Here is a 21,397-nt window from a genome sequence, read left to right on the forward strand (position 1 = left end):
AGAGGTTGGAGAGCCTTAGGAAAGGCTGTCTTTGTAATCGTCGTAACCGAAGCTGCGCACCATGCGGATGGCGCCGTCTTCCTCGCGGATGGCGATGGCCGGCATGGCCACGCCGTTGAACCAGTTCTTCTTGACCATGGTATAGCCCGCCGCATCGGTGATGCTGATGCGGTCACCGATATTCAGCGGCGCTTCGAACCGCCCGTCACCAAAGATATCGCCGGCCAGACAGGTCTTGCCCGCGATCTGGTATTCATGCGCACCCTGCTGCGGCAGCTTGGCCGTTTCGCGATAGATCAGCAGGTCCAGCATATGCGCCTCGATGCTGGAATCAACGATGGCGATCTTCTTGCCATTGTCGATCACATCCAGAACCGAGACCTCAAGCATGGTCGATCCGGTGATGCTGGCCTCGCCCGGTTCAAGATAGACCTGCACGCTGAACTTGCGGCTGAATGCGGCCAGACGGTCGGCCAGACGGTCCAGCGGATAGTCATCGCCGGTAAAATGGATGCCGCCCCCCAGGCTGACCCAGTCAAGCCGGTGCAGGATCTCGCCGAATTCGGATTCGATCCGCGTCAACTGCTGGTCGAACAGCTCGAAATCATCGTTTTCGCAGTTGTAATGGATCATCACGCCGCTGATGCGATCCATCGCCGCTTCCAGGCGCGACAGATCCCATTCGCCCAGGCGGCTGAAAGGCCGCGCGGGATCGGCCAGATCGAAGCCGCTGGTCGAAAAGCGCGGATTCAGCCGCAGGCCGATCTGGATGCCGCTGGCCTTGTCGGCAAAGCGGTCCAGCTGCCCCAGGCTGTTGAAGATGATCTTGTCGGCATAGGAAATCGCCTCGTCGATTTCATGATCGGCCCAGGCGACCGAATAGGCATGGGTTTCCTTGCCGAATTCCTCGCGGCCCAGACGCAATTCATACAGGGATGACGAGGTCGTTCCATCCATGAAGTCGCGCATGAAGTCAAAGACCGACCATGTCGCAAAACATTTGAGCGCCAACAGCGCCCTGGCCCCCGACCGCTCGCGCAGGCGGGCAATCTTTTCCATATTGCCCCGCAGCCTGGCCTTGTCGATCAGATAATAGGGCGTCTGAAGCTGGGTCATGGCTGTCCTGCGGCGAAAAAGTTAATGGCTGGGTATAGGCGAATGGGCCGCTTTTCGCAAGAAAGCGTAACAGCAAGATGAAACCGAAATGACATCTCAGTCGCGCGCGCAGCAGCGCCGGAACTCTCGCTTCAGCAATTCAAGTTCGGCCCGGATCTCGGCGATCTCGGCCGCGATGTCGTGATCCAACGCCTTGCCCGCAACCAGGTTCAGCCGCCCCAGATGAAAGGACGCGTCATCGGGAAAGGCGTCGCTGTCACAGGCAACCAGGATCAGGCTGGTGACACCATCGCACAGGACCGATCCCGGAACCTCGATCCGCAGGCTCCAGCCGTCCTCTTCCCGTTCGCCCAGCACCGCCTCGGCCACGATATCGCCGTGACATACGGCACAAACGCGTCCCGGACGCTCGGCCCCGCGCAGATGGCCCGACCAGACCCCTTCATGAATTCCGTAGTCTTCGAACTCGAGCATCGAAAATCCTTACATCTCGGCGCGGACATGGCGCGACAGCAGCGCATCTGACAGGGTGACGGCATTCATGTAGGGAGCCTCGAAGATCAGGTCCAGCCAAACCTTGTCCACGGGCCGTCGGTTCAGATCGACATAGCCCAGATCGAATTCCGCAACGCGCTGACAGTTCTGGCCCGAAATCGGCTCACCCAATTGTCTCAGCACGGTTTCGGTATTGGGGCCCTGGGCGATGTTCAGTCGACCATAGACGGTAATGTCGCGCTCGGCCCCCAGTTGCGCGTCCAGACGCAGAACGTTGTGTTTGCCCAATCCCTGCCCGACCTCCGAAGGCAGATCCAGCGACAGGGACAGATAGCTGCCCGAAAAGCCCATCACCTCCAGCGCCAGCCCATAGGCGGCAACATCGGTCGCGCGCCGGTTGCGAATCTGCCGCAGGATCAGGGCGCGATGACTGCAGTCGTGATAGATGGCCAGCTCGTCACCCAGCCGCCGCGCCGTTTTCGGCGCGGCCAGGGCCGTCGGGGTCAAGCGCCCGCGCAGGCAAAGCGGTCGCCAGTGCCAGTCGGTGCCCGAAGGCAGATCCAGCAGATCGGCCCGGCTGCCCGCACGCGAAACGCGGGAATCGGACAGCTGCAGGAACCGGCTCAGGGTCCGATGCAAATCGGCCGCCTCATCCATCAGTTCGGGGGCAGGCCTGCGCTGCGACCTGCTCAGCTTCTCGGTCTGCCTGGCCCACTCGGTTGCCGCACGGTCGCGAACCATCTGCGAGAGACGTTTCAATCCAAGTTCGGCCATGTGCTACGCAGCCCCCCAAAGCAATCCGGAAGGCCGCAACTTTTCAGGATCATGCGTCATCATGTCGTCCCCGGAAAGCGGTCATCTCTCACCCGATAAACCGCTGGCCGCGCGGGAACAAGCATCAGGCGACCAATGCGTCCAGTCTTGCGGCACAAATGAAGTCGTTTTCCGTCAGGCCACCGGCCTCATGGGTCGTGAAAGTCACCTCGCAATATCCCCAGCCAAAGGCGATATCGGGATGATGGCCCTGCTTGTTGCCCAGCCAGGCGGCCAGATTCGCCATTTCGACCGCCTTGAGAAAGCCCTTGAATGCAAAGCGCCGTCTCAGGCTGGTCTTGTCGTCAGACAGGGTCCAGCCCTGAAGGCGCGGCATCATCAAGTCGATTTCCTCGGGCGTCATGGGGGCAATGCCGCCCTTGCAGGGTTCGCATTCCTTGCTGGCAAGATCGCAACTGCTCATCATCTTCTCCTCATGCGGCATGTTTGGGCGGATATTTCGGCGCATGCAGCCCCAGTTTGCGCGCCTCGGCCACATCGGACAACAGGTCACGTTCGGCTGCGGCGAACAGGTCGTCCAGGTGGTCGATCACGAAATAGACCGGCTGATGAATGTCGATCCGATAGGGGGTGCGCAGGATATCCAGGACATCGAAGGCGCGATGTTCGGGGCGGTCGGAAATCGACCAGGGCAATTCCGTCACCGAACTGGCCAGCCCCGAGCCCAGAGCCTTCAACTGCCCGTCCTCGCGCATCAGTCCGAACTCGATGGAAAACCAGTAAAGTCTAATCAGCCAGCTGTAGTCCGCCTTGTCGCATCTTGTCCCGGCCTCGCCGATGGCCTGCGAAAATGCCGCAAAGGCCGGATCGGTCAACAGGGGCGTATGGCCGAAAATCTCGTGAAAGATATCCGGCTCTTCGATATAGTCGAAATGCTTGCGCTTGCGGATGAAGCTGGCTGCGGGGAATGTCCGGTCGGCCAGCATCCCGAAAAAGCGCCCGAAGCCGATCAGCGCGGGCACCGGCTCGACCCGCCACCCCGTCAAGCTGCCCAGCTTCTGCGAGATTTCCGGACATTGCGGCACGCGATCCCGCGGCATGTCCAGCAGATCCAGCCCTTGCAGATAGGGGCGTGCCATATGTTGGCGCACCGCGGGCATCTGCCGCGCAATCAGATCGCGCCAAACCGCGTCTTCCTCGGCGTCATATGAAATATGGCCCTCGGCATCGGCAACCTTGGCTTCGTATTCCGTCGATTTTGGCATGATCAATTCCTCCTCGATGTAATTATACCCCGAAAGACGAAAAATTCTTGCCTATAGCCGTCACCAACGCCCTAAATCAGAAATCATAATTCGCGAAATTTCATGATAGAGGAATCTCATGCCTGAACTTGAAGACGCAGATCTTCGCCTTTTGCGCCTGATGCAGGCAGATGCCACGCTGTCGACTCAGGCGCTGGCCGAACGGTCCGGCCTGTCCACCTCGCCGGCCTGGCGCAGGGTCAAGCGGATGACGGAGGAAGGGATTATCGAAAAGCAGGTCGCGCTGGTCTCGCGCAGCCGGGCCGGTTGGCACGCCATGGCCTATGTGCAGGTCTCGCTGCTGGATCATCGCGAAGAATCCCTGATGCGCTTTGACCGTTTCGTGCAGACCGAGGACCAGATCCTGGAATGCGCGACGATCACCGGCACATCCGATTACCAGCTCAAGATCGTGGCGCGCGACCCCGAGGGGCTGGAGCATTTCATCATGCGGCGCATGCTGGCATTGGGAATCGTGCGCTCGACGGTGACGAATTTCGTGCTGCGCCAGACCAAGTTCACCACCGCACTGCCGCTATAGCAGCGGTGACGCCAGTGCCAGAAGGTTGTTGCGCAACCGGCGCAATGCGCCCCAGTTCTGCACGTCCTCAAGGGTCAGCTCGTCGGAACGCTCAAGATAACTGGCCTGGCGCGCGTCAATCCCTGCGATCAGTTCGTCGCCGAACAGGGCCATATTGACCTCGTAGTTGAGTTCGAAACTGCGCCGGTCCAGATTCGCGCTGCCGATCAGGGCCATGCGCCCGTCCACCGTCATGATCTTGGAATGCAACAGACCATCCCTGAACAGATGCAGCTTCACGCCCGCCGACAGAAGATCGGCATAAAAGCCCTGACTGGTCGCGCCGACCACCAGCGAATCATTCCGTTCGGGCAAAATCATCGTCACATCGACACCACGGCGCGCAGCGGCCCGGACCGCTGCATCCAGCGAGGCGTCAGGCACGTAATAGGGCGTCGTGATCAGCACATGCTCCCGTGCGGCATAGAGCATGCCCATCATGCAATCGGCGATGCTGCCTGCACGCAGATCGGGACCGGTCGCGACCACCTGGGCCGCACAGCCGGGGGTGTCGACGACGTTGACCAGTTGCAACATCCCGCCCAGATCCTCGCCGGTATAGCTCATCCAGTCGCCCAGAAAGACCGATTGCAACTGCCGGATGGCAGGGCCTTCGACGCTGAACAGCACATCCACCCATGGCGCGTAGCGTGGCTTGATCGCAAAGGCCATATCCGCGCAATTGCGGCTGCCAGTAAAGGCGATCCGGTTGTCCACGATCAGGATCTTGCGGTGATTGCGCAGATCCAGACGCCGGAACAGCATGCTGAAAAGGGGCACCCCCAGCGGAAAGGCCGTCACGCATTCCACGCCGGACCGTTTCATGTCCTGCCAATGTTGCGATCGCACCATGCTGCGCGAGCCGAGGGCATCAACGATCACCCGGCATGAGACGCCACGCAGCGCAGCCCGAATCACCGCTTCCTTGACCTTCAGCCCGCTGGCGTCGGACAGCCAGATATAGAACAGGATATGGACATGATCCTCTGCGCCGTCGATGGCCTCGACCAGCCGGTCGATGGCACCATCCGATTCCTCCAGCAGGTTGATGCGATTGCCCGTCAGAACCGGCATCCCCCCCACGGCCTCATTGGCCGCGATGACCGGGCGCGCGAAATTGGGTGGCTCCCATAGAATATCCGGGCTGGGAATGCGCAGCCCGGTCAGCCGGTCGCGCACATCGGCCATGCGCAGCACATCGGCCTGGTTCATCCGCACTTCACCAATCAGCAGATAGGCCAGGATGCCCAGAACCGGGACAGCCTCGATGACCATGATCCATGCAAATCGGGTAGAAGGGTCCAGCCGCGGACGCAGCAAAATCCGGACAATCAGCGCCCAGCCTATGAAGGTGTGAATGAAAACGCTAATAGAGGCCCACATGCTGGCATCTTCCCTTGTGGTTCGGGCAATTGCAATTCCTTCGCGTCCGGCCTATCTGATGCCCTGAAACAGCCAAGGTCGCCCGCGATGAACTGGATCACCAACTATGTCCGCCCGCGCATCAATTCGCTGTTCTCGCGGCGAGAGATGCCCGAGAACCTGTGGACCAAATGCCCCGAATGCGGAACCATGCTGTTCCATCGGGAACTGGCAGACAATCTGAATGTCTGCACGAACTGCGATCATCATCTGGCGATCACGCCGCGTGAACGCTTTCGCGCCCTGTTCGATGGCGGCGTATTCGTCGAGGTCAAGGTGCCCGAGCCGGTCGCCGACCCGCTGCAGTTCCGCGATCAGAAGAAATACCCCGACCGCATGAAGGCGGCGCAGAAAGCCACTGGCGAACGCGACGCCATGCTGGTGGCCGAAGGCGAGATCCTGCGCACGCCGATTGTCGCTGCCGCGCAGGATTTCAGCTTCATGGGCGGATCGATGGGCATGTATGTCGGCAATGCCATCATTGCCGCCGCCGAACGCGCGGTAAAGCTGAAGCGCCCGCTGGTGCTGTTCTCGGCCGCTGGCGGCGCACGCATGCAGGAAGGCATCCTGTCGCTGATGCAGATGCCCCGCACCACCGTTGCGGTGGAAATGCTGCGCGAGGCCGGACTGCCCTATATCGTTGTCCTGACCCATCCGACCACCGGTGGCGTCACCGCCAGCTATGCCATGCTGGGCGATGTGCAGATTGCCGAACCCAATGCGCTGATCTGCTTTGCAGGGCCGCGTGTGATCGAACAGACCATTCGCGAGAAACTGCCCGAAGGTTTCCAGCGCGCCGAATATCTGCTGGAACACGGGATGCTCGATCGTGTGACCCATCGCAAGGATTTGCGCGACGAACTGGTCTCGATCCTGCGCATGCTGGGCGGCATGCCGGCACCGACCAAGGGCGATCTGCCAGCCCCGGCACCCGCCCGGATCGAGCCCTCGGCCGAAGCACCGGCACAGGTCGAAACGGCCGAGCCGGCCACCAAGGGCAAGACGGACAAGTAATCCGCCCCACATCACATCCATCCAGCCATCAAGGCGTAGTCAGCTTCCATGACCCATTCCGACGCGATACTGGCTCGCCTGATGGCGCTGCACCCGAAGGTCATCGACCTGTCACTGGACAGGATGCACCGCATTCTGGCGGCGCTGGACAATCCGCAGGACAGGCTGCCAGCGGTCATCCATATCGCGGGAACCAATGGCAAGGGCTCGACTCAGGCGATGATCCGTGCCGGGCTCGAGGCTGGCGGAGCGCGCGTTCACGCCTATACCTCGCCGCATCTGGCGCGGTTTCATGAAAGGATCCGCCTTGCGGGAGAGTTGATCCCCGAGGCCGATCTGGCCGCGACACTGGAAGAATGCGAAGCCGCCAATGACGGCGCGCCGATCACCTATTTCGAGATCACCACCGCCGCGGCCTTGCTGGCCTTTTCACGCGTTCCGGCTGATTACACGCTGCTGGAGGTCGGACTGGGCGGACGTCTGGACGCGACGAATGTGATATCCGACCCGGCCCTGACGGTGATCACCCCGGTCAGCATCGACCATACACAGTTTCTGGGCGACACGCTGGAACAGATTGCCGGCGAAAAGGCCGGCATCATCAAGCCCCGCGTGCCCTGCGTCGTTGCCGACCAGCAGGATGGCGCGCTGCGCGTGATCGAAGCACGCGCGGCAGGTCTGACCGCCCCGCTATCGATCAGCGGACAGCATTGGCATGTCGCGCAGGAACGTGACGGCATCCTGTTCCAGGACGATCATGGCGTCTGGGATCTGCCCCGTCCGGTTCTTGCCGGCGCGCATCAGATCCGCAATGCCGGCACCGCGCTGGCCGCCCTGCGCCAGTTGGGGGCAAGCCATGCCCAGGCGCGCGCGGCCGTGACCCGCGCCGAATGGCCCGCGCGGATGCAGCGCCTGACACATGGTCCGCTGGCCGAGACCGCAGGTCCGCAGGCCGAACTATGGCTGGACGGCGGCCACAATCCCGCCGGCGCCGCCGCACTGGCGGCCACATTGGCCGATCTGCCTGAGCGTCCGACGCATCTGATCTGCGGGATGCTGAACACCAAGGATGTCAAAGGCTATCTGGACCTGCTGCGACCTGTCGGCGAAAGCCTGACCGCCGTCAGCATTCCGGGTGAGGCCAATACGCTGCCCGCCGCGGAAACCGCCGAACTTGCCGCCTCGGTCGGCATGAAGGCCTCGGTCGCGGATGACGTCCTCGACGCGGTCAGGAAACTGGTTTCCGAGGAACCGCGCGCCCGGATCATGATTTGCGGCTCGCTCTATCTGGCCGGTCAGATCCTGCGCGACAACGGCTGATCCGCGTTCCGGCCTGAACTCAGGCCGCGCCCCATGTGGCGTCCTGCATCTCGCGCAAGCGGCTGGCGGTGCGTTCGAATTCAAAACTGCCCTCGCCTTCGTTGTACAACTGTTCAGGCTCATCTGCCGCCGAGGCAATCAGGCGCACCTCCGCCTCGTAGAGAGCATCGATCAGCGTCACGAAACGCTTGGCCTCGTTGTAATTCGTCATGGACAGCCGCGGGATGCCGTCGATCAGCAGGACGTCGACGGCCTGGGCCAGCGCCAGATAATCCGCCGGACCCAACGGCTTGCCGCACAGATCCCAGAAGCCGGCGCGCCCGATCCTGCCCGCAAAGGCCGGAATTTCGACCTTGCGCCCCTTGACCGTCAGTTCCAGCGGCTGAACCTCGCTGCCCTGTGTCAGCTCGGACCAGATCGCATCCATTGACGCGCGTGCATCGGCATTGGCAGGAGAAAACCAGACCTGTCCACCACCCTGACGCCCCTGCCGGTGATCGACTTCGCTGTCCAGACAGACGACCTGCATCCGCTGGCGGATCAGATCAATGAAGGGCAGGAACAGCTGCCGGTTCAGCCCGTGCTTGTAGAGGTCTTCGGGAACGCGGTTCGAGGTGGTCACGATCACCACGCCCTGTTCGAACAGGACCTGAAACAGACGACCGACAATCATCGCATCAGCGATATCGGTGATCTGCATCTCGTCAAAACACAGCAATCGGGTGGTGCGGGCGACCTCCATCGCGACGGGCCGCACGGCATCCTGATCGCCACGCTTGCGGGCCTGTTCCAGCCCGGCCTGGATTTCCTGCATGAACTCGTGGAAATGCACGCGGCGGCTGCTCTGATCCGGTGCTGCATCGGCCATCAGGTCCATCAGCATGGATTTCCCGCGACCGACACCACCCCAAAGATACAACCCCTTGACCGGTGGCGCGGGCTCCGGTGCCGGATTGCCCACACCCAGCAGCGCGCGCCACGCCGATCGCGGCTTGGTTGCGGCGGGTGCAGGCGCGGCCTCCATATCGGCCAGAACCCGGTCCAGTTCCGGCAGCACCGATTGCTGCGCCGGATCGGGTTTGATGCGGCCTTCCTCGGCGCGCTGGCGATATAATTCACTGACCTTGCCCATGTTTCGCAAGTGCCACAGACCGGCGACCAACAGCAAGAGGCATTGGCGCCTGTCCTGAAAACATAGTAGCCAACGGTCGATGCCTTCCTTTCCATGACAGGACAAGATGATCTCAGCCCCCCAAATCGAACAGATCGCAGGACGGACCGTACTGTTCGTCATGGCCGCCAAGCCGGAATACGGCCCCGCCCTGCAATCGCGCATCAAGCCCGTGATGACCGGCATCGGCCCCGTCGAGGCCGCAATCAAGCTGACAGCCGCACTGACCGCCCTGCCAAAGTCACCGGATCTGGTGGTGTCGCTGGGTTCTGCTGGGTCGAATCGACTGGAACATGCGCAGGTCTATCAGGCCACAGCTGTCGCCTATCGCGACATGGATGCCTCGGCGCTTGGCTTTGAACGGGGCTGCACGCCATTGCTGGACCTGCCCGCACGGGTCCCCCTGCCCCATCGCATTCCCGGCATCGCGCAGGCCACGCTGTCCACCGGCGCCAATATCGTCAGCGGTGCCGCCTATGCGGATATCGCCGAAGACATGGTCGATATGGAAACATTTTCCCATCTGCGAGTCTGTCAGCATTTCGGCACCGAACTGATCGGCCTGCGCGGCATTTCGGATGGCAAGACCGAGCTGCGCGGCATGTCGGACTGGACCGAATATCTGCATGTCATCGATGAACGGCTTGCGCAGGCGCTGGACCGGCTGAATGCGGCGATGGAGGACGGCAGCCTGCCAATCTAGGCCCCATGCTTGTTCTTGCCGCAGCAAGTGCCTAAACCCGACAGCGCGAAACCAGACAGGCACAGGCGAAAATGGCACGCGGCACAACCACCCTCGAAGACCGACCCCGCAGCAAGAAGGTCGGCGCATTGCGAGCGCTGGGACCATTCATGCGCCCCTATCGTGGACAGGCCATCCTGGCGCTGATCGCATTGACCCTGACCTCGGGGATCAGCCTGATCCTGCCGCTGGCCGTGCGGCGCGTCATTGACAATTTCGATGATGGCGCGGGCCTTCTGGACAAATATTTCACGGCAGCGCTGGTCATCGTGGCCGCATTGGCGATCGGCACCGCGATGCGCTACTTCCTGATCACCCGTCTGGGAGAGCGTGTCGTCGCCGACATCCGCAAGGCCGTGTTTGCCCGCGTCATCACGCTGAGCCCCGGCTTTTTCGAACGCGTCATGACGGGCGAGATCCTGTCACGCATCACCACCGACACAACGCTGATCCAATCGGTGATCGGCTCGTCACTGTCCATCGCGCTGCGCAACATGATCATTCTTGCGGGCGGCATGGCAATGCTGGCCTATACCTCGGTCAAGCTGACGGGGCTGGTGCTGCTGATCGTGCCGGCAATTCTGGTTCCGATCATCGTGCTGGGACGCCGCCTGCGCAAACTGTCGCGCCAAAATCAGGAATGGATCGCGACATCCTCGGGCAAGGCATCCGAGGATTTGCTGTCGGCGCAAACCGTGCAGGCCTATACGTATGAACATCGCAGCATCGCGCAGTTCGACAAGGTCACCGAGCAATCCTACGAGGTGGCGCGCACCCGCATCACGACCCGCGCGGTGATGACCGCCATCGTCATTTTCCTGATCTTCGCGGGCGTCATCGGCGTCCTGTGGATCGGTGCGCGTGATGTCAGCGCGGGCCTCATGACGCCGGGCCAATTGGTGCAATTCGTCATCTATGCCATCCTTGTCGCCGGCTCGACCGGGGCCTTGTCCGAAATCTGGGGCGAACTGCAACGCGCCGCCGGAGCGACAGAGCGTCTGGCCGAGTTGCTGAGCGCACGCGACGATCTCCGCGACCCGGAAAACCCGGTCGTGCTGCCCCGGCCCGTGCGTGGCGAAATCGCGCTGGAAGATGTCAGCTTCCACTATCCCAGTCGGCCAGACACTTCGGCACTTGAGGGCGTGACGCTGCATATTCAACCCGGTGAAACGATTGCGCTGGTCGGCCCCTCGGGCGCGGGCAAGACCACCGTCATCCAGATGATCCAGCGTTTCTGGGACCCGAATTCGGGCCGCGTGACGCTGGACGGGATCGATCTGCGCGACATGCGGCGCGATGATTTCCGACAGGCAACTGCGCTGGTCTCGCAGGACCCGGTTATCTTTGCCGAAAGCGCCAGCGACAATATCCGCCTTGGCCGGCCAGATGCTTCGGATGCCGAAGTGCAGGCGGCGGCACGCGCGGCCCATGCTGATGACTTCATTCAGGCGCTTCCCATGGGTTATGACACCCAGCTGGGCGAACGCGGCGTCATGCTGTCAGGCGGACAACGCCAGCGGATCGCCATAGCCCGCGCGATCCTGCGCGATGCCCCGGTGCTGTTGCTGGACGAGGCCACCAGCGCCCTGGATGCCGAGTCCGAGGCATTGGTTCAGGCCGCCGTCAACCGGCTGTCCGAGGGCCGCACCACCATCGTCATCGCCCACCGTCTGGCGACGGTGAAAAAGGCCGACAGGATCGTGGTCTTCGATCATGGCCGCATCGTCGCGCAGGGCAATCACGCCACGCTGGTTGCCGAGGGCGGCCTGTATGCGCGTCTGGCCCGGATGCAATTCACCGACGGCACCCTGTCCGAACAACCTGCCAAACAGACCGAAGTCGCGACGGGTTGAGCCGGCCTATCCTGGTGCCGCGTAGATCGCGGCCCAGAACCGGGTCCGCCCATCCGAGCCGACGGCATGGCCGATCCCGAAATCACGCACCTGCGGGATGGTGATATTGTCCAGATGCCCCGACGAGACATTCCATTCATGCAGCACGCGCTGCAGGTCGAATGGCCCCGCCGCGATGTTCTCGGCCGTCAGCCTGGGGGCGTATCCTCTGGCCTTGACCCTCGCCCCCGGACCGCTTGTCCTGCTGCCCCGATGGCTCATCAGCCCCCGGCGCGCCATGTCACAGGCATGTTGAGCCGCCACCTCGGCCAACAGCATGTTGGCACGGACCGGGGGCAATCCCCGGCTCAGCCGTGACGCATTGGTCGCCTGTGCCGCAGCCTGCACCTCGGCAGCGCTGGGGCTGGCACAGGCCGCGCGCCCCGGAGGAGCCGCCTGAACATCATGGGGATCGCGAGCGCCCTTTTGAGCCGGGGCGGATGCGCAGGCCGTCACCAGAACTGCCGTCGCCAGAATGCCTGTCCATTGCCCGAAATCGATCATGCGCGCCATCTGCAACCTATCGTTGAACTGAACTGGACAGTTAAGAACCCGGCGCGATTCCGGCAAGCGCCGTTTACCGCACATTTTAATGATCGGCGGCAAGACGCCGGATTGAGGCTTGACCTCGGGCCGCGCATTTGTGTCCCTATGAAGCATGTTCAGCCGAAAGGAATACCGATATGGCTATCTGGGACTTTGCGAAGAACGCAGGAAAATCGATTTTTGGAAAGGCCGAGGCCGCAACGCCCGCCCAGCCCACGGCTGCCGAGGACAGCGCCCGCAAGGTCGAGGCGCTCAAGAACGAATTGCGGGCGCTTGATCTGGATTCCAGCGATGTGCACCTGACCCTCAGGGGCGATACGGTCAAGGTTGAATCCCGCGGCGCCGATCGCGAAACCATGGAAAAACTGGTGCTGGCCGTCGGCAATATCGACGGCATCGCCAAGGTCGAGGCCGAAATGCCCGATGCGGTGACGCCGGTTTTCCACACCGTCCAGAAGGGTGAAACCCTGTCGGCCATTGCCAGCAAATACCTGGGCAGCGCAAACAAATACCCGGTGATCTTCGAGGCGAACCGTCCCATGCTCAGCGACCCTGACAAGATCTATCCGGGCCAGACGCTGCGGATTCCCCAGGAGGGCTAAGTCCGGGATCTGACGCTGCGTTTCGGGGCAGGCGGCGGCATCGCCCCTTGCTCCAATTCTTTGCTTTACCGCATTGTGACGGCCGGGGGAGAAGGCATCGCGTAGAGATGCCCGGGGAGGAAGAATGGGAAATTTCCGACATTATCAGGACCGTGACGACATCGAAGCCGAAGGTCCTTATGAAGACCGCGACCTGCCGAAAACCATCTATGCCATGCTGTCGCGCACGGCGGATCGCTTCGGGGATCGCCCGGCCATCAGCTTTCAGCTTCTGTCCGGCCCCAAGGATCCGGCGACGACGCTGACCTGGAATGAGCTGCGCGAAAGGGTCACGGAAACGGCCAATCTGTTCCGCAGTCTTGGCGTCGGCCCCTCTGATACAGTGGCCTATCTGCTGCCCAACAGCATCGAGACACCGGTGGTTCTGCTGGCCGGGGCCACGGCGGGCATCGTCAATCCGATCAACCCGCTGCTGGACCCCGAACATATCGCCGGCATCCTGCGCGAAACCAATGCCAAGGTTCTGGTCACGCTGAAATCCTTTCCCAAGACGGATGTCGCCCAAAAGGCCGCCAAGGCGGTTTCGCTGGCACCGAATGTCACCCATGTTCTGGAAATCGACCTCAACCGGCATCTGCGCGGTTTCAAGAAGCTGCTGGTGCCCCTGCTGCGCCCCAAGGTCAAGACCCGCCATCATGCGCGCGTCATGGATTTCGAGGCGGCGACCAGCAGCCAGAAACACACGCGGCTCGATTTCGACGACCCGCAGCAGGACCGCGTTGCCACTTATTTCCATACCGGTGGCACCACCGGCACCCCCAAGGTCGCGCAGCACAAATATTCGGGGATGATCTACAACGGCTGGCTGGGGGGCACGCTGCTGTTTGACGAGACCGATGTGCTGATGTGCCCGCTGCCGATGTTCCACGTCTTTGCGGCCTATCCGATCCTCATGTCCTGTCTGGCTTCGGGGGCACATGTCGTCATGCCGACCCCTGCAGGCTATCGCGGCGACGGGGTCTTCGAGAATTTCTGGAAACTGATCGAACGCTGGCAATGCACCTTCCTGATCACGGTGCCGACGGCGATTGCCGCGCTGATGCAGCGGCCCGTCGATGCCGATGTATCCTCGCTGCGCACGGCGATTTCCGGCTCGGCCCCGCTGCCGGTCGAACTGTACAACCGCTTCAAATCTGCCACCGGTGTCGAGATCGCCGAAGGCTACGGCCTGACCGAGGCCACCTGCCTTGTCAGCTGCAATCCCATCGACGGCGTCAAGAAGGTCGGCTCGGTCGGCATCCCCCTGCCCTATACCCATGTCCGGATTCTGCGTCACGATGATGCGGGCCGGATCCATGCCTGCGACACCGATGAAATCGGAGAGATCTGCGTCGCCAACCCCGGCGTCTTTCCCGGCTCGACCTATACCGAGGCCGACAAGAACCACAATCTCTTTGCCGAGGACATCTACCTGCGCACTGGCGATCTGGGGCGTATCGACGAGGATGGCTATCTCTGGATCACGGGGCGCGCCAAGGATCTGATCATTCGCGGTGGCCACAATATCGACCCCGCCGAGATCGAAGACGCCCTGCTGGGCCATCCGGCCGTCGCCTTCGCCGGCGCAATCGGTCAGCCCGACAGCTTTGCCGGTGAATTGCCCTGCGTCTATGTCGAGTTGGTCGATGATGCCAAGGCCACGGTCAAGGAGTTGATGGAGCACGCCCGCAACCATATCCACGAACGGGCCGCGATCCCCAAGCATCTGGAAATTCTGCCCGAGTTGCCCAAGACGGCAGTAGGCAAGATCTTCAAACCCGATCTGCGCCGTCTGGCGATCACCCGCGTCTACAACGCCGCGCTGGAAGGCACCGGCGCGCGCGTGGTGGAAGTCGTTGATGACAAGAAACGTGGGCTGGTCGCGCGGCTGGAACGGGGCGAGGGTCTGGACGAAGAGGCCGTCTGCAAGAGGCTGGGCGAATTCACCCGCCCCTGGGAATGGGCCTGACAGGCCCCCTCCCGCCGCGCGACGCTGCGGTCAGCCCAGTGTCGCGCGCGCCCGCGCGACAAGTTCCCGTGTCTCCGTCAGGCTCATTTCCCCGAAGACGCCTTCGTCGCCCGCGATAAAGGTCGGTGTGCCCATCAGCCCCATGTGATCGGCCAGCGCAAAGGATGTCGCGATATGTTCCTCGATATGGGGGGCCTCCATATCCTTGCGCAGCTTGTCTTCATCCAGCCCGACCTCGCGGGCGATCCGCATCACCGTGGCCTCGACCGCCTGCCCCTTCATTCCCAACAGCGCCGCGTGGAACTGCCAATAGCTGCCCTGCTCCAGCGAAGCCAGCGAGGCGCGGCTGGCAAATTCCGATCCCTCGCCGAAAACCGGCCATTCGCGATAGACCACGCGCAACTGCGGATCGCTTGTCACCAGCGCCTGTATCGTGCCCAGCATCTTGCGACAGAACCGGCAGTTATAATCAAAGAATTCGGTCAGCGTGACATCACCCTGCGGATTGCCCAGCACCGGCGCATTCGGGCTGCGCTCCAGCACCTTGCGCAGTTCCGGCGGCATCGGGTTGGGCCTGTCGGCCGATTGCGAGAATGCGGGCAGCGCAGCAGAGGCACCAAATGCCGTGGCGCTGATCAAGAGATGACGACGAGTGGTCATGACGCGTCCTTCCGCTGTCTGGGTTCAGACAAGGATTTCATATTCCAGCCCCGCGATACAGCCCTGATCCTGCACGATCACGTGGGCATCGACCATGTCCCGGACCGCGTCGCCCCACAGCTGTGCAGGACCGCCGGCCGCTAGGCATTCAGGCGCAGCTGTGCAAATTCCGAAGGTGGGAAAATTTCCGCATTTTCGCCCCAATCCGGCCATCTCCTCGCCATTCGAGAGCCTTCGTGAACGGTCTGTGAGCAGATCACCATGCGCCCGACCAACAATGCCTGAACGCCTCCCGGGCTCAATGGCAGAATATCGTGTCAACCCCTCACGGATATTCAATGATACGTGGTTGCACAAAAGGCACAATCCAACCTCTGCAGGCGGTGACAGCGCTTCATTCCCTCCGCCTCCGGGCCTAATTCAGCCGAACAACAAAGGACCAGGAGGTCATCATGAAACTTGTTATCGCAGCAGTTACCAGTTCCCTGATTGCAGGTTCGGCCTATGCCGGCGGCTATACTGCCCCCGTCGTTGAACCTTCGCCCGAGCCCATCACGGTCTCGCCCGTCGTCAACGACGTGTCGAACTGGACCGGTTTCTATGCGGGTGCGCAATACGGTCAGGGCAGCGCCGATTTCAACAACGGCTTGGGCGACAGTGACGCAGACGCCTATGGTGTGCATGCCGGTTACAACTATGACCTGGGCAACTGGGTCGTCGGTGGTGAACTGGACTACAACAAGGTCGATGCCGATGATCTGGACGACAAGGGCGACATGACCCGCCTGCGCGCCCGTGCCGGCTATGACATGGGCAAATTCATGCCCTATGTCACCCTTGGCGCCGCGCATCTGTCGCAGGACATCCCCGGTGGCGATATTTCGGAAACCGACGTGACCTATGGTATCGGTGCCGAATACAAGGTTACCGAGCAATTCACCGTCGGCGCAGAATACACCAAGCAGGACTTCAGCGACGTCGCGGATGTGGACGGCCTGGATCTGGACACCGACATGGTGCAGATGCGCGCTTCGTTCCGCTTCTGATCATTCCGCCCTTCAGGGCATGAACGCAAAAGCGGCCCCGAGGGGCCGCTTTTTCATTTGGGAAACCGCAGGTTCAACTATGCGGCCGGCGGGACGCCGACCTCGGGGCCATAGCGTCCCTTACCGCGAGAATTTCTTGTATTTCACACGTTTGGGCTCGATGGAATCTGCACCCAGGCGGCGGACCTTGTCTTCCTCGTAGGCCTCGAAGTTGCCTTCGAACCATTCGACATGGGCATCGCCCTCGAAGGCCAGAATATGCGTGCAGAGACGGTCAAGGAAGAAGCGATCGTGCGAGATGATCACCGCGCAGCCCGCGAAATCTTCCAGCGCCGCTTCCAGCGCCTGCAGGGTTTCGACATCCAGATCGTTGGTCGGTTCGTCCAGAAGCAGAACATTGCCGCCAGATTTCAACAGCTTGGCCATATGGACGCGATTGCGTTCCCCGCCCGAAAGCTGGCCGACCTTCTTCTGCTGATCGCCGCCCTTGAAATTGAAGGCGCTGCAATAGGCGCGGCTGTTCATCTGCGCGTCGCCAAGCACGATCTGCTCGGCACCACCGCTGACTTCCTCCCAGACGGTCGCATTGGGATCCAGCGCGTCGCGTGACTGGTCCACATAGGACAGATGCACCGTGTCGCCATAGGAAATCTCGCCCTCGTCGGGCTGCTCCTGGCCGGTCAACATGCGGAACAACGTCGATTTACCCGCGCCGTTGGGGCCGATCACGCCAACGATGCCACCGGGAGGCAGGCTGAAATCCAGATCTTCGATCAACAGCTTGTCGCCCATGGCCTTCTTCAGACCGTTGACTTCGATCACCTTGCTGCCCAGGCGTTCGCCATTGGGGATGATGATCTGGGCGCGCGACAGCTTTTCACGCTCGGACTGGCCGGCCATTTCGTTATAGGCGTTGATCCGGGCCTTGGATTTGGCCTGACGTGCCTTGGCGCCGGCGCGGATCCATTCCAATTCGCGCTCCAGCGTTTTCTGCTTGGATTTGTCTTCGCGCGCTTCCTGCGCAAGACGCTTGGCCTTTTGTTCCAGCCAAGCCGAATAATTGCCCTCATAGGGAATTCCCCGACCGCGATCCAGTTCGAGGATCCAGCTGGTGATATCGTCGAGGAAATAACGGTCGTGGGTCACGCAGAGGATCGTGCCCTTGTATTCGATCAGGTGCTTTTGCAGCCAGGCGATGGTTTCCGCGTCCAGGTGGTTGGTCGGTTCGTCCAGCAGCAGCATGTCGGGCGCTTCCAGCAACAGCTTGCACAGCGCCACCCGGCGACGTTCACCGCCTGACAATGTGTCCACATCGGCGTCATCGGGCGGGCAGCGCAGGGCCTCCATCGCGACGTCGATCTGGCTGTCCAGATCCCAAAGGTTCTCGGCGTCGATCTCGTCCTGCAGGGCCGCCATTTCATCGGCGGTCTCGTCGGAATAGTTCATCGCCAGTTCGTTATAGCGCTCCAGCTTGGCCTTTTTCGCGGCGACACCCAGCATGACGTTCTCACGCACGTTCAACGAGCTGTCCAGCTGCGGTTCCTGCGGCAGATAGCCCACGGTCGCGCCCTTGGCGGCCCAGGCTTCGCCGGTGAAATCCTTGTCCAGACCGGCCATGACCCGCAGCAGCGTGGATTTACCGGCGCCGTTGACCCCAACGACACCGATCTTCACGCCGGGAAGAAAGTTCAGACGGATATTTTCAAAGACCTTCTTGCCGCCGGGATAGGTCTTGGACACGCCGTCCATGTGATAGACAAACTGATAGGACGCCATCGGAATCTCCTGCAAAGCTTTGGCGCTATGTAGGCGAAAGCGGCGGCAGGGAAAAGGTCAGCGTATGTCCGCGTTGAAATCGGCAGACATATGGTGTTCCAGAAACTCGAATTGCGGTTCCAGTTTGGCGCGCAGGGCGGCGCGAGCCTCGTCGGGGACGGAAATATCGCCCGGTGCCGCGAAGACCTTCTTGTGCAATCCGCTGTAATTTGCGGCAGGCAGGCCCAGGAATTCCTCGACCTCGCGGATCAGCCCTGCGGGATCGCGCGCGATCCGGCCAAAGGGCAGAACCAGCAGCCGGTCCGGGGGAAAACGCGCCTGCCAGCGCGGCAGATAGGCGGCGTAATCGCCACGGTCCATCAGAACCGGGTCTTCGATTTCGGCCAGCCAGTCCTCCAGCGAGGCCGGTGTGCGTTTCTTGCGCCGCAGGTTCATCTTCAGTTGCGAGATCGCGCGATCAACGGGATGGCGGATGATATAGATGAACTTTGCATGGGGCAGGAAATCACGAATGTAATCCACGCCTTCATCGGGCAGCGTCGAATATTCCGGCGTGATGTCGATGGGGCGCGTCCCCGCCGGCGCAGGGGCGAAGATGCTGCGATACCAGCGTTCGGTGAACATCTTGCCGCTGGTCACCTCGGACAGATAGGTGGCCTTTTCGGGCGACAGCGGAACGCCGCGATCCAGATGCCGCTTGACGATGTTTTCCTTGCTGCGCCGGAAATGCCAGGGCAGCCATTCGCGATGTTCAGGCACGAAGCGGTGATTGAAGAACTGCACTTCCTTGAAGGGCGGGGTCCAGATCTTCGGGTGCTGGGCCAGAATGGTGCTCAGCCAGCTGGTGCCGGCCTTCTGCGCGCCAATCCCGACAATGCGCGGCTTGCGCGGCTTGCCTTCCGGATCCCAGCGCGACACCGCATCATTCATAGCCGTCCCCACAGATCATATTCGCCTGCCTCATCCACTGTCACGCTGACGATATCGCCGGGCTTGAGTGATTCGAAGCCCTCATCGATGAACAGATTGCCATCGATTTCGGGGGCATCGGCCTTGGTGCGGCAGGTCGCGCCTTCATCATCGACGGCATCCACGATGACCTCGACCACCGTTCCGACCTTGTCGGCCAGTTTCGCCTCGCTGATCGCCTGAGCCTTCTGCATGAAGCGTTCGAAGCGTTCCTGCTTGATTTCATCGGGGACGTGGTCGGGCAGATCATTGGCTCGTGCCCCGGCCACGTTCTCATATTGGAACGCCCCGACACGATCCAGCTGCGCCTCGTCCAGCCAGTCCAGCAGGGTCTGGAACTCCTGTTCGGTTTCGCCCGGATAGCCGACGATAAAGGTCGAGCGCAGGGTGATCTCGGGGCAAATGCTGCGCCAAGCGGCGATTTCATCCAGAGTCCTGGCCGCCGCGGCCGGACGCGCCATGCGCCTGAGCGTATCCGGATGGGCATGCTGGAAGGGGATGTCCAGATAGGGCAGAACCAGCCCCTCGGCCATCAGCGGGATGAGGTCGCGCACATGCGGATAGGGATAGACATAGTGCAGCCGCAGCCAGGCACCCAGGCTGCCCAGATCACGGGCGAGATCGGTGATATGGGCTCGATGACCGCGCTCCTCGGCAAACTTGCGGTCCACGCCATAGGCCGAGGTATCCTGGCTGATGACCAGCAACTCCCTGACCCCGGCCTCGACCAGCTTTTCGGCCTCACGCATGATGGCATGGGCCGGGCGGCTGACCAGCTTGCCGCGCATGTCGGGGATGATGCAGAATTTGCATTTGTGGTTACAGCCCTCTGAAATCTTCAGATAGCTGTAATGGCGCGGAGTCAGGCTGACACCCGAGGCCGGCAGCAGATCGATATAGGGATCGGGACGGGGCGGCACCGCGCCATGCACGGCATCCAGCACATCCTCATATTGATGGGGGCCGGTCACCGCCAGCACCTTGGGGTGCGTGCCGGTGATATATTCGGGTTCGGCACCCAGGCAGCCGGTCACGATCACCCGCCCGTTTTCCTGCAGCGCCTCACCAATGGCTTCAAGGCTTTCCGCCTTGGCGCTGTCCAGAAAACCGCAGGTGTTCACGATCACCGCATCCGCACCCTGATATTCGGGGCTGATGGCATAGCCCTCGGCGCGCAGGCGCGTCAGGATGCGTTCGCTATCCACCAGCGCCTTGGGGCAGCCAAGGCTGACCATGCCGATGGTCGGCTGTCCATCGCGCCGCTCCTGGGGGATGCGGGCGCGGGCGAGGTCGGGGCGCAGATCGGGCGGGTTCGTTTGCATCCGCTGCAGATAATCCATTCCGTTGCGTGGGAAAAGCACGCAGTGCACATATTCTTGCGACCTGTCGCATCGTCACGATGCTTGCGACAGGCATTGTCATCCCGGCACGGTTCAATCCGCTGCGGCGCGCGTGCCCGCCAGGGCGATCATCGACACGCCACTGGAAATCAGCTCTACCGCCAGCAACAGCCCCAGGATCGTGGCCGCCGCAGCGGGAAAATTGCCAAGGATCATCACCGCCAGCAAGACCGAAACAGCCCCGCTGATCAGCAACAGCCAGAAGGCGACCGTGCCGCGCAGGGCAAATGATATCAATATCTTGAACAGGCCCGAGACAAGAAAAACAAGGGCCACCATCAACGTCAGCGATATGATCCCCGCCATGGGTCTGGCCAACAGCCACACGCCCAGCACTGCGAATGCCAGCCCCAGCATCATCACCCAGGCCCGGCCGTCCCAACCCGGCGCACGAAAGGCGGCCCAGAGCAGCAACACGCCAAGGAACAAGAAGGACCAGCCGGTCAGCTGTTCAACCGTCAGTGTTGCAGCCAGCGGGTTCATCAACGCGAAGATTCCGGCAATGATCGACAGCCCTCCCAGGGCGACCCAAAGAAATCTGCTGTTCATCGGTGCAACTC

At 61.7% G+C, this 21,397-nt stretch carries 21 protein-coding genes; 8 read left to right on the forward strand and 13 right to left on the reverse strand.

Annotated elements, in window-relative coordinates:
- Positions 1-15: 15 nt before the first annotated feature.
- The 5 genes from JHW44_RS12465 to phhA all read right to left on the reverse strand — a co-directional run bounded on the left by JHW44_RS12465 (position 16) and on the right by phhA (position 3,650).
- Complete coding sequence (locus tag JHW44_RS12465; protein WP_089342589.1) at positions 16-1,116, reverse strand: carboxynorspermidine decarboxylase; 1,101 nt, start codon at positions 1,114-1,116, stop codon at positions 16-18.
- Positions 1,117-1,212: 96 nt separating this feature from the next.
- Complete coding sequence (locus JHW44_RS12470; protein WP_089342588.1) at positions 1,213-1,590, reverse strand: hypothetical protein; 378 nt, start codon at positions 1,588-1,590, stop codon at positions 1,213-1,215.
- Between the two features lie 9 nt (positions 1,591-1,599).
- Entirely contained in the window at positions 1,600-2,385 is a 786-nt protein-coding gene (locus JHW44_RS12475) for a DUF6478 family protein (RefSeq protein ID WP_089342587.1), read from the reverse strand.
- Positions 2,386-2,509: 124 nt separating this feature from the next.
- Positions 2,510-2,851 (reverse strand): 4a-hydroxytetrahydrobiopterin dehydratase, encoded by a 342-nt coding sequence (locus JHW44_RS12480; protein ID WP_272850277.1) that lies wholly within the window; start codon positions 2,849-2,851, stop codon positions 2,510-2,512.
- A gap of 7 nt (positions 2,852-2,858) precedes the next feature.
- Positions 2,859-3,650, reverse strand: a complete 792-nt coding sequence (phhA, locus tag JHW44_RS12485) for a phenylalanine 4-monooxygenase (RefSeq protein WP_089342586.1) — start codon at positions 3,648-3,650, stop codon at positions 2,859-2,861.
- A gap of 118 nt (positions 3,651-3,768) precedes the next feature.
- On the opposite strand from phhA, the gene JHW44_RS12490 reads away from it, so the two are divergent.
- Positions 3,769-4,230, forward strand: a complete 462-nt coding sequence (locus JHW44_RS12490; RefSeq protein ID WP_089342585.1) for an Lrp/AsnC family transcriptional regulator — start codon at positions 3,769-3,771, stop codon at positions 4,228-4,230.
- Here JHW44_RS12490 and cls read toward each other — a convergent pair.
- Complete coding sequence (cls, locus tag JHW44_RS12495) at positions 4,225-5,652, reverse strand: cardiolipin synthase (protein WP_089342584.1); 1,428 nt, start codon at positions 5,650-5,652, stop codon at positions 4,225-4,227. The two genes, JHW44_RS12490 and cls, sit on opposite strands and share 6 nt — an antisense overlap.
- An 87-nt stretch (positions 5,653-5,739) precedes the next feature.
- On the opposite strand from cls, the gene accD reads away from it, so the two are divergent.
- The gene (gene accD / locus JHW44_RS12500) at positions 5,740-6,705 is read left to right on the forward strand and encodes an acetyl-CoA carboxylase, carboxyltransferase subunit beta (RefSeq protein WP_089342583.1); all 966 of its coding nucleotides are present in this window, start codon (positions 5,740-5,742) and stop codon (positions 6,703-6,705) included.
- A gap of 48 nt (positions 6,706-6,753) precedes the next feature.
- Positions 6,754-8,025, forward strand: coding sequence for a bifunctional folylpolyglutamate synthase/dihydrofolate synthase (locus JHW44_RS12505; RefSeq protein ID WP_089342582.1), 1,272 nt, complete (start codon positions 6,754-6,756; stop codon positions 8,023-8,025).
- Positions 8,026-8,044: 19 nt separating this feature from the next.
- On the opposite strand, the gene zapE is transcribed toward JHW44_RS12505, so the two are convergent.
- Entirely contained in the window at positions 8,045-9,157 is a 1,113-nt protein-coding gene (zapE, locus tag JHW44_RS12510) for a cell division protein ZapE (RefSeq protein WP_089342859.1), read from the reverse strand.
- 106 nt (positions 9,158-9,263) lie between these two features.
- Between zapE and JHW44_RS12515 the strand changes: the two genes are divergently transcribed.
- Entirely contained in the window at positions 9,264-9,899 is a 636-nt protein-coding gene (locus JHW44_RS12515; RefSeq protein WP_089342581.1) for a 5'-methylthioadenosine/S-adenosylhomocysteine nucleosidase, read from the forward strand.
- 71 nt (positions 9,900-9,970) lie between these two features.
- Positions 9,971-11,791, forward strand: coding sequence for an ABC transporter transmembrane domain-containing protein (locus JHW44_RS12520; RefSeq protein WP_089342580.1), 1,821 nt, complete (start codon positions 9,971-9,973; stop codon positions 11,789-11,791).
- A 6-nt stretch (positions 11,792-11,797) separates the two neighbouring features.
- On the opposite strand, the gene JHW44_RS12525 is transcribed toward JHW44_RS12520, so the two are convergent.
- Positions 11,798-12,343 (reverse strand): CAP domain-containing protein, encoded by a 546-nt coding sequence (locus JHW44_RS12525; protein WP_245846723.1) that lies wholly within the window; start codon positions 12,341-12,343, stop codon positions 11,798-11,800.
- Between the two features lie 170 nt (positions 12,344-12,513).
- Between JHW44_RS12525 and lysM the strand changes: the two genes are divergently transcribed.
- Complete coding sequence (lysM, locus tag JHW44_RS12530; RefSeq protein ID WP_089342578.1) at positions 12,514-12,978, forward strand: peptidoglycan-binding protein LysM; 465 nt, start codon at positions 12,514-12,516, stop codon at positions 12,976-12,978.
- 124 nt (positions 12,979-13,102) lie between these two features.
- Positions 13,103-14,986 carry an acyl-CoA synthetase gene (locus JHW44_RS12535; RefSeq protein WP_089342577.1) on the forward strand — a complete coding sequence of 628 codons (1,884 nt, stop codon included), beginning with the start codon at positions 13,103-13,105 and terminating at the stop codon, positions 14,984-14,986.
- Positions 14,987-15,016: 30 nt separating this feature from the next.
- Here the strand turns inward: JHW44_RS12535 and JHW44_RS12540 are convergent, their stop codons facing one another.
- Positions 15,017-15,646: a DsbA family protein gene (locus JHW44_RS12540; protein WP_089342576.1), complete on the reverse strand. Its 630-nt coding sequence runs from the start codon at positions 15,644-15,646 to the stop codon at positions 15,017-15,019.
- Between the two features lie 452 nt (positions 15,647-16,098).
- On the opposite strand from JHW44_RS12540, the gene JHW44_RS12545 reads away from it, so the two are divergent.
- Positions 16,099-16,692 (forward strand): outer membrane protein, encoded by a 594-nt coding sequence (locus JHW44_RS12545; protein ID WP_089342574.1) that lies wholly within the window; start codon positions 16,099-16,101, stop codon positions 16,690-16,692.
- Between the two features lie 120 nt (positions 16,693-16,812).
- On the opposite strand, the gene ettA is transcribed toward JHW44_RS12545, so the two are convergent.
- The 4 genes from ettA to JHW44_RS12565 form a co-directional block, all read right to left on the reverse strand.
- A complete protein-coding gene (ettA, locus tag JHW44_RS12550; protein WP_089342573.1) occupies positions 16,813-18,468 on the reverse strand; it encodes an energy-dependent translational throttle protein EttA in 1,656 nt (551 codons plus the stop codon).
- 57 nt (positions 18,469-18,525) lie between these two features.
- On the reverse strand, positions 18,526-19,398 hold the full coding sequence (locus JHW44_RS12555) for a sulfotransferase family protein (protein ID WP_089342572.1): 873 nt from the start codon (positions 19,396-19,398) through the stop codon (positions 18,526-18,528).
- Complete coding sequence (gene rimO / locus JHW44_RS12560) at positions 19,395-20,759, reverse strand: 30S ribosomal protein S12 methylthiotransferase RimO (RefSeq protein ID WP_089342858.1); 1,365 nt, start codon at positions 20,757-20,759, stop codon at positions 19,395-19,397. Before rimO ends, JHW44_RS12555 begins: the two co-directional genes overlap by 4 nt.
- A 111-nt stretch (positions 20,760-20,870) precedes the next feature.
- Positions 20,871-21,386, reverse strand: coding sequence for an HdeD family acid-resistance protein (locus tag JHW44_RS12565; RefSeq protein ID WP_179217600.1), 516 nt, complete (start codon positions 21,384-21,386; stop codon positions 20,871-20,873).
- Positions 21,387-21,397: the final 11 nt, after the last annotated feature.

It is taken from the genome of Paracoccus seriniphilus (assembly GCF_028553745.1).
GTDB classification, from domain to species: Bacteria; Pseudomonadota; Alphaproteobacteria; order Rhodobacterales; family Rhodobacteraceae; genus Paracoccus; species Paracoccus seriniphilus.

Coding starts and splice junctions, on each gene's coding strand:
- JHW44_RS12465 (WP_089342589.1), bottom strand. CDS start 1,116: ATGACCCAGCTTCAGACGCCCTATTATCTGATCGACAAGGCCAGGCTG.
- JHW44_RS12470 (WP_089342588.1), bottom strand. CDS start 1,590: ATGCTCGAGTTCGAAGACTACGGAATTCATGAAGGGGTCTGGTCGGGC.
- JHW44_RS12475 (WP_089342587.1), bottom strand. CDS start 2,385: ATGGCCGAACTTGGATTGAAACGTCTCTCGCAGATGGTTCGCGACCGT.
- JHW44_RS12480 (WP_272850277.1), bottom strand. CDS start 2,851: ATGATGAGCAGTTGCGATCTTGCCAGCAAGGAATGCGAACCCTGCAAG.
- phhA (WP_089342586.1), bottom strand. CDS start 3,650: ATGCCAAAATCGACGGAATACGAAGCCAAGGTTGCCGATGCCGAGGGC.
- JHW44_RS12490 (WP_089342585.1), top strand. CDS start 3,769: ATGCCTGAACTTGAAGACGCAGATCTTCGCCTTTTGCGCCTGATGCAG.
- cls (WP_089342584.1), bottom strand. CDS start 5,652: ATGTGGGCCTCTATTAGCGTTTTCATTCACACCTTCATAGGCTGGGCG.
- accD (WP_089342583.1), top strand. CDS start 5,740: ATGAACTGGATCACCAACTATGTCCGCCCGCGCATCAATTCGCTGTTC.
- JHW44_RS12505 (WP_089342582.1), top strand. CDS start 6,754: ATGACCCATTCCGACGCGATACTGGCTCGCCTGATGGCGCTGCACCCG.
- zapE (WP_089342859.1), bottom strand. CDS start 9,157: ATGGGCAAGGTCAGTGAATTATATCGCCAGCGCGCCGAGGAAGGCCGC.
- JHW44_RS12515 (WP_089342581.1), top strand. CDS start 9,264: ATGATCTCAGCCCCCCAAATCGAACAGATCGCAGGACGGACCGTACTG.
- JHW44_RS12520 (WP_089342580.1), top strand. CDS start 9,971: ATGGCACGCGGCACAACCACCCTCGAAGACCGACCCCGCAGCAAGAAG.
- JHW44_RS12525 (WP_245846723.1), bottom strand. CDS start 12,343: ATGGCGCGCATGATCGATTTCGGGCAATGGACAGGCATTCTGGCGACG.
- lysM (WP_089342578.1), top strand. CDS start 12,514: ATGGCTATCTGGGACTTTGCGAAGAACGCAGGAAAATCGATTTTTGGA.
- JHW44_RS12535 (WP_089342577.1), top strand. CDS start 13,103: ATGGGAAATTTCCGACATTATCAGGACCGTGACGACATCGAAGCCGAA.
- JHW44_RS12540 (WP_089342576.1), bottom strand. CDS start 15,646: ATGACCACTCGTCGTCATCTCTTGATCAGCGCCACGGCATTTGGTGCC.
- JHW44_RS12545 (WP_089342574.1), top strand. CDS start 16,099: ATGAAACTTGTTATCGCAGCAGTTACCAGTTCCCTGATTGCAGGTTCG.
- ettA (WP_089342573.1), bottom strand. CDS start 18,468: ATGGCGTCCTATCAGTTTGTCTATCACATGGACGGCGTGTCCAAGACC.
- JHW44_RS12555 (WP_089342572.1), bottom strand. CDS start 19,398: ATGAATGATGCGGTGTCGCGCTGGGATCCGGAAGGCAAGCCGCGCAAG.
- rimO (WP_089342858.1), bottom strand. CDS start 20,759: ATGCAAACGAACCCGCCCGATCTGCGCCCCGACCTCGCCCGCGCCCGC.
- JHW44_RS12565 (WP_179217600.1), bottom strand. CDS start 21,386: ATGAACAGCAGATTTCTTTGGGTCGCCCTGGGAGGGCTGTCGATCATT.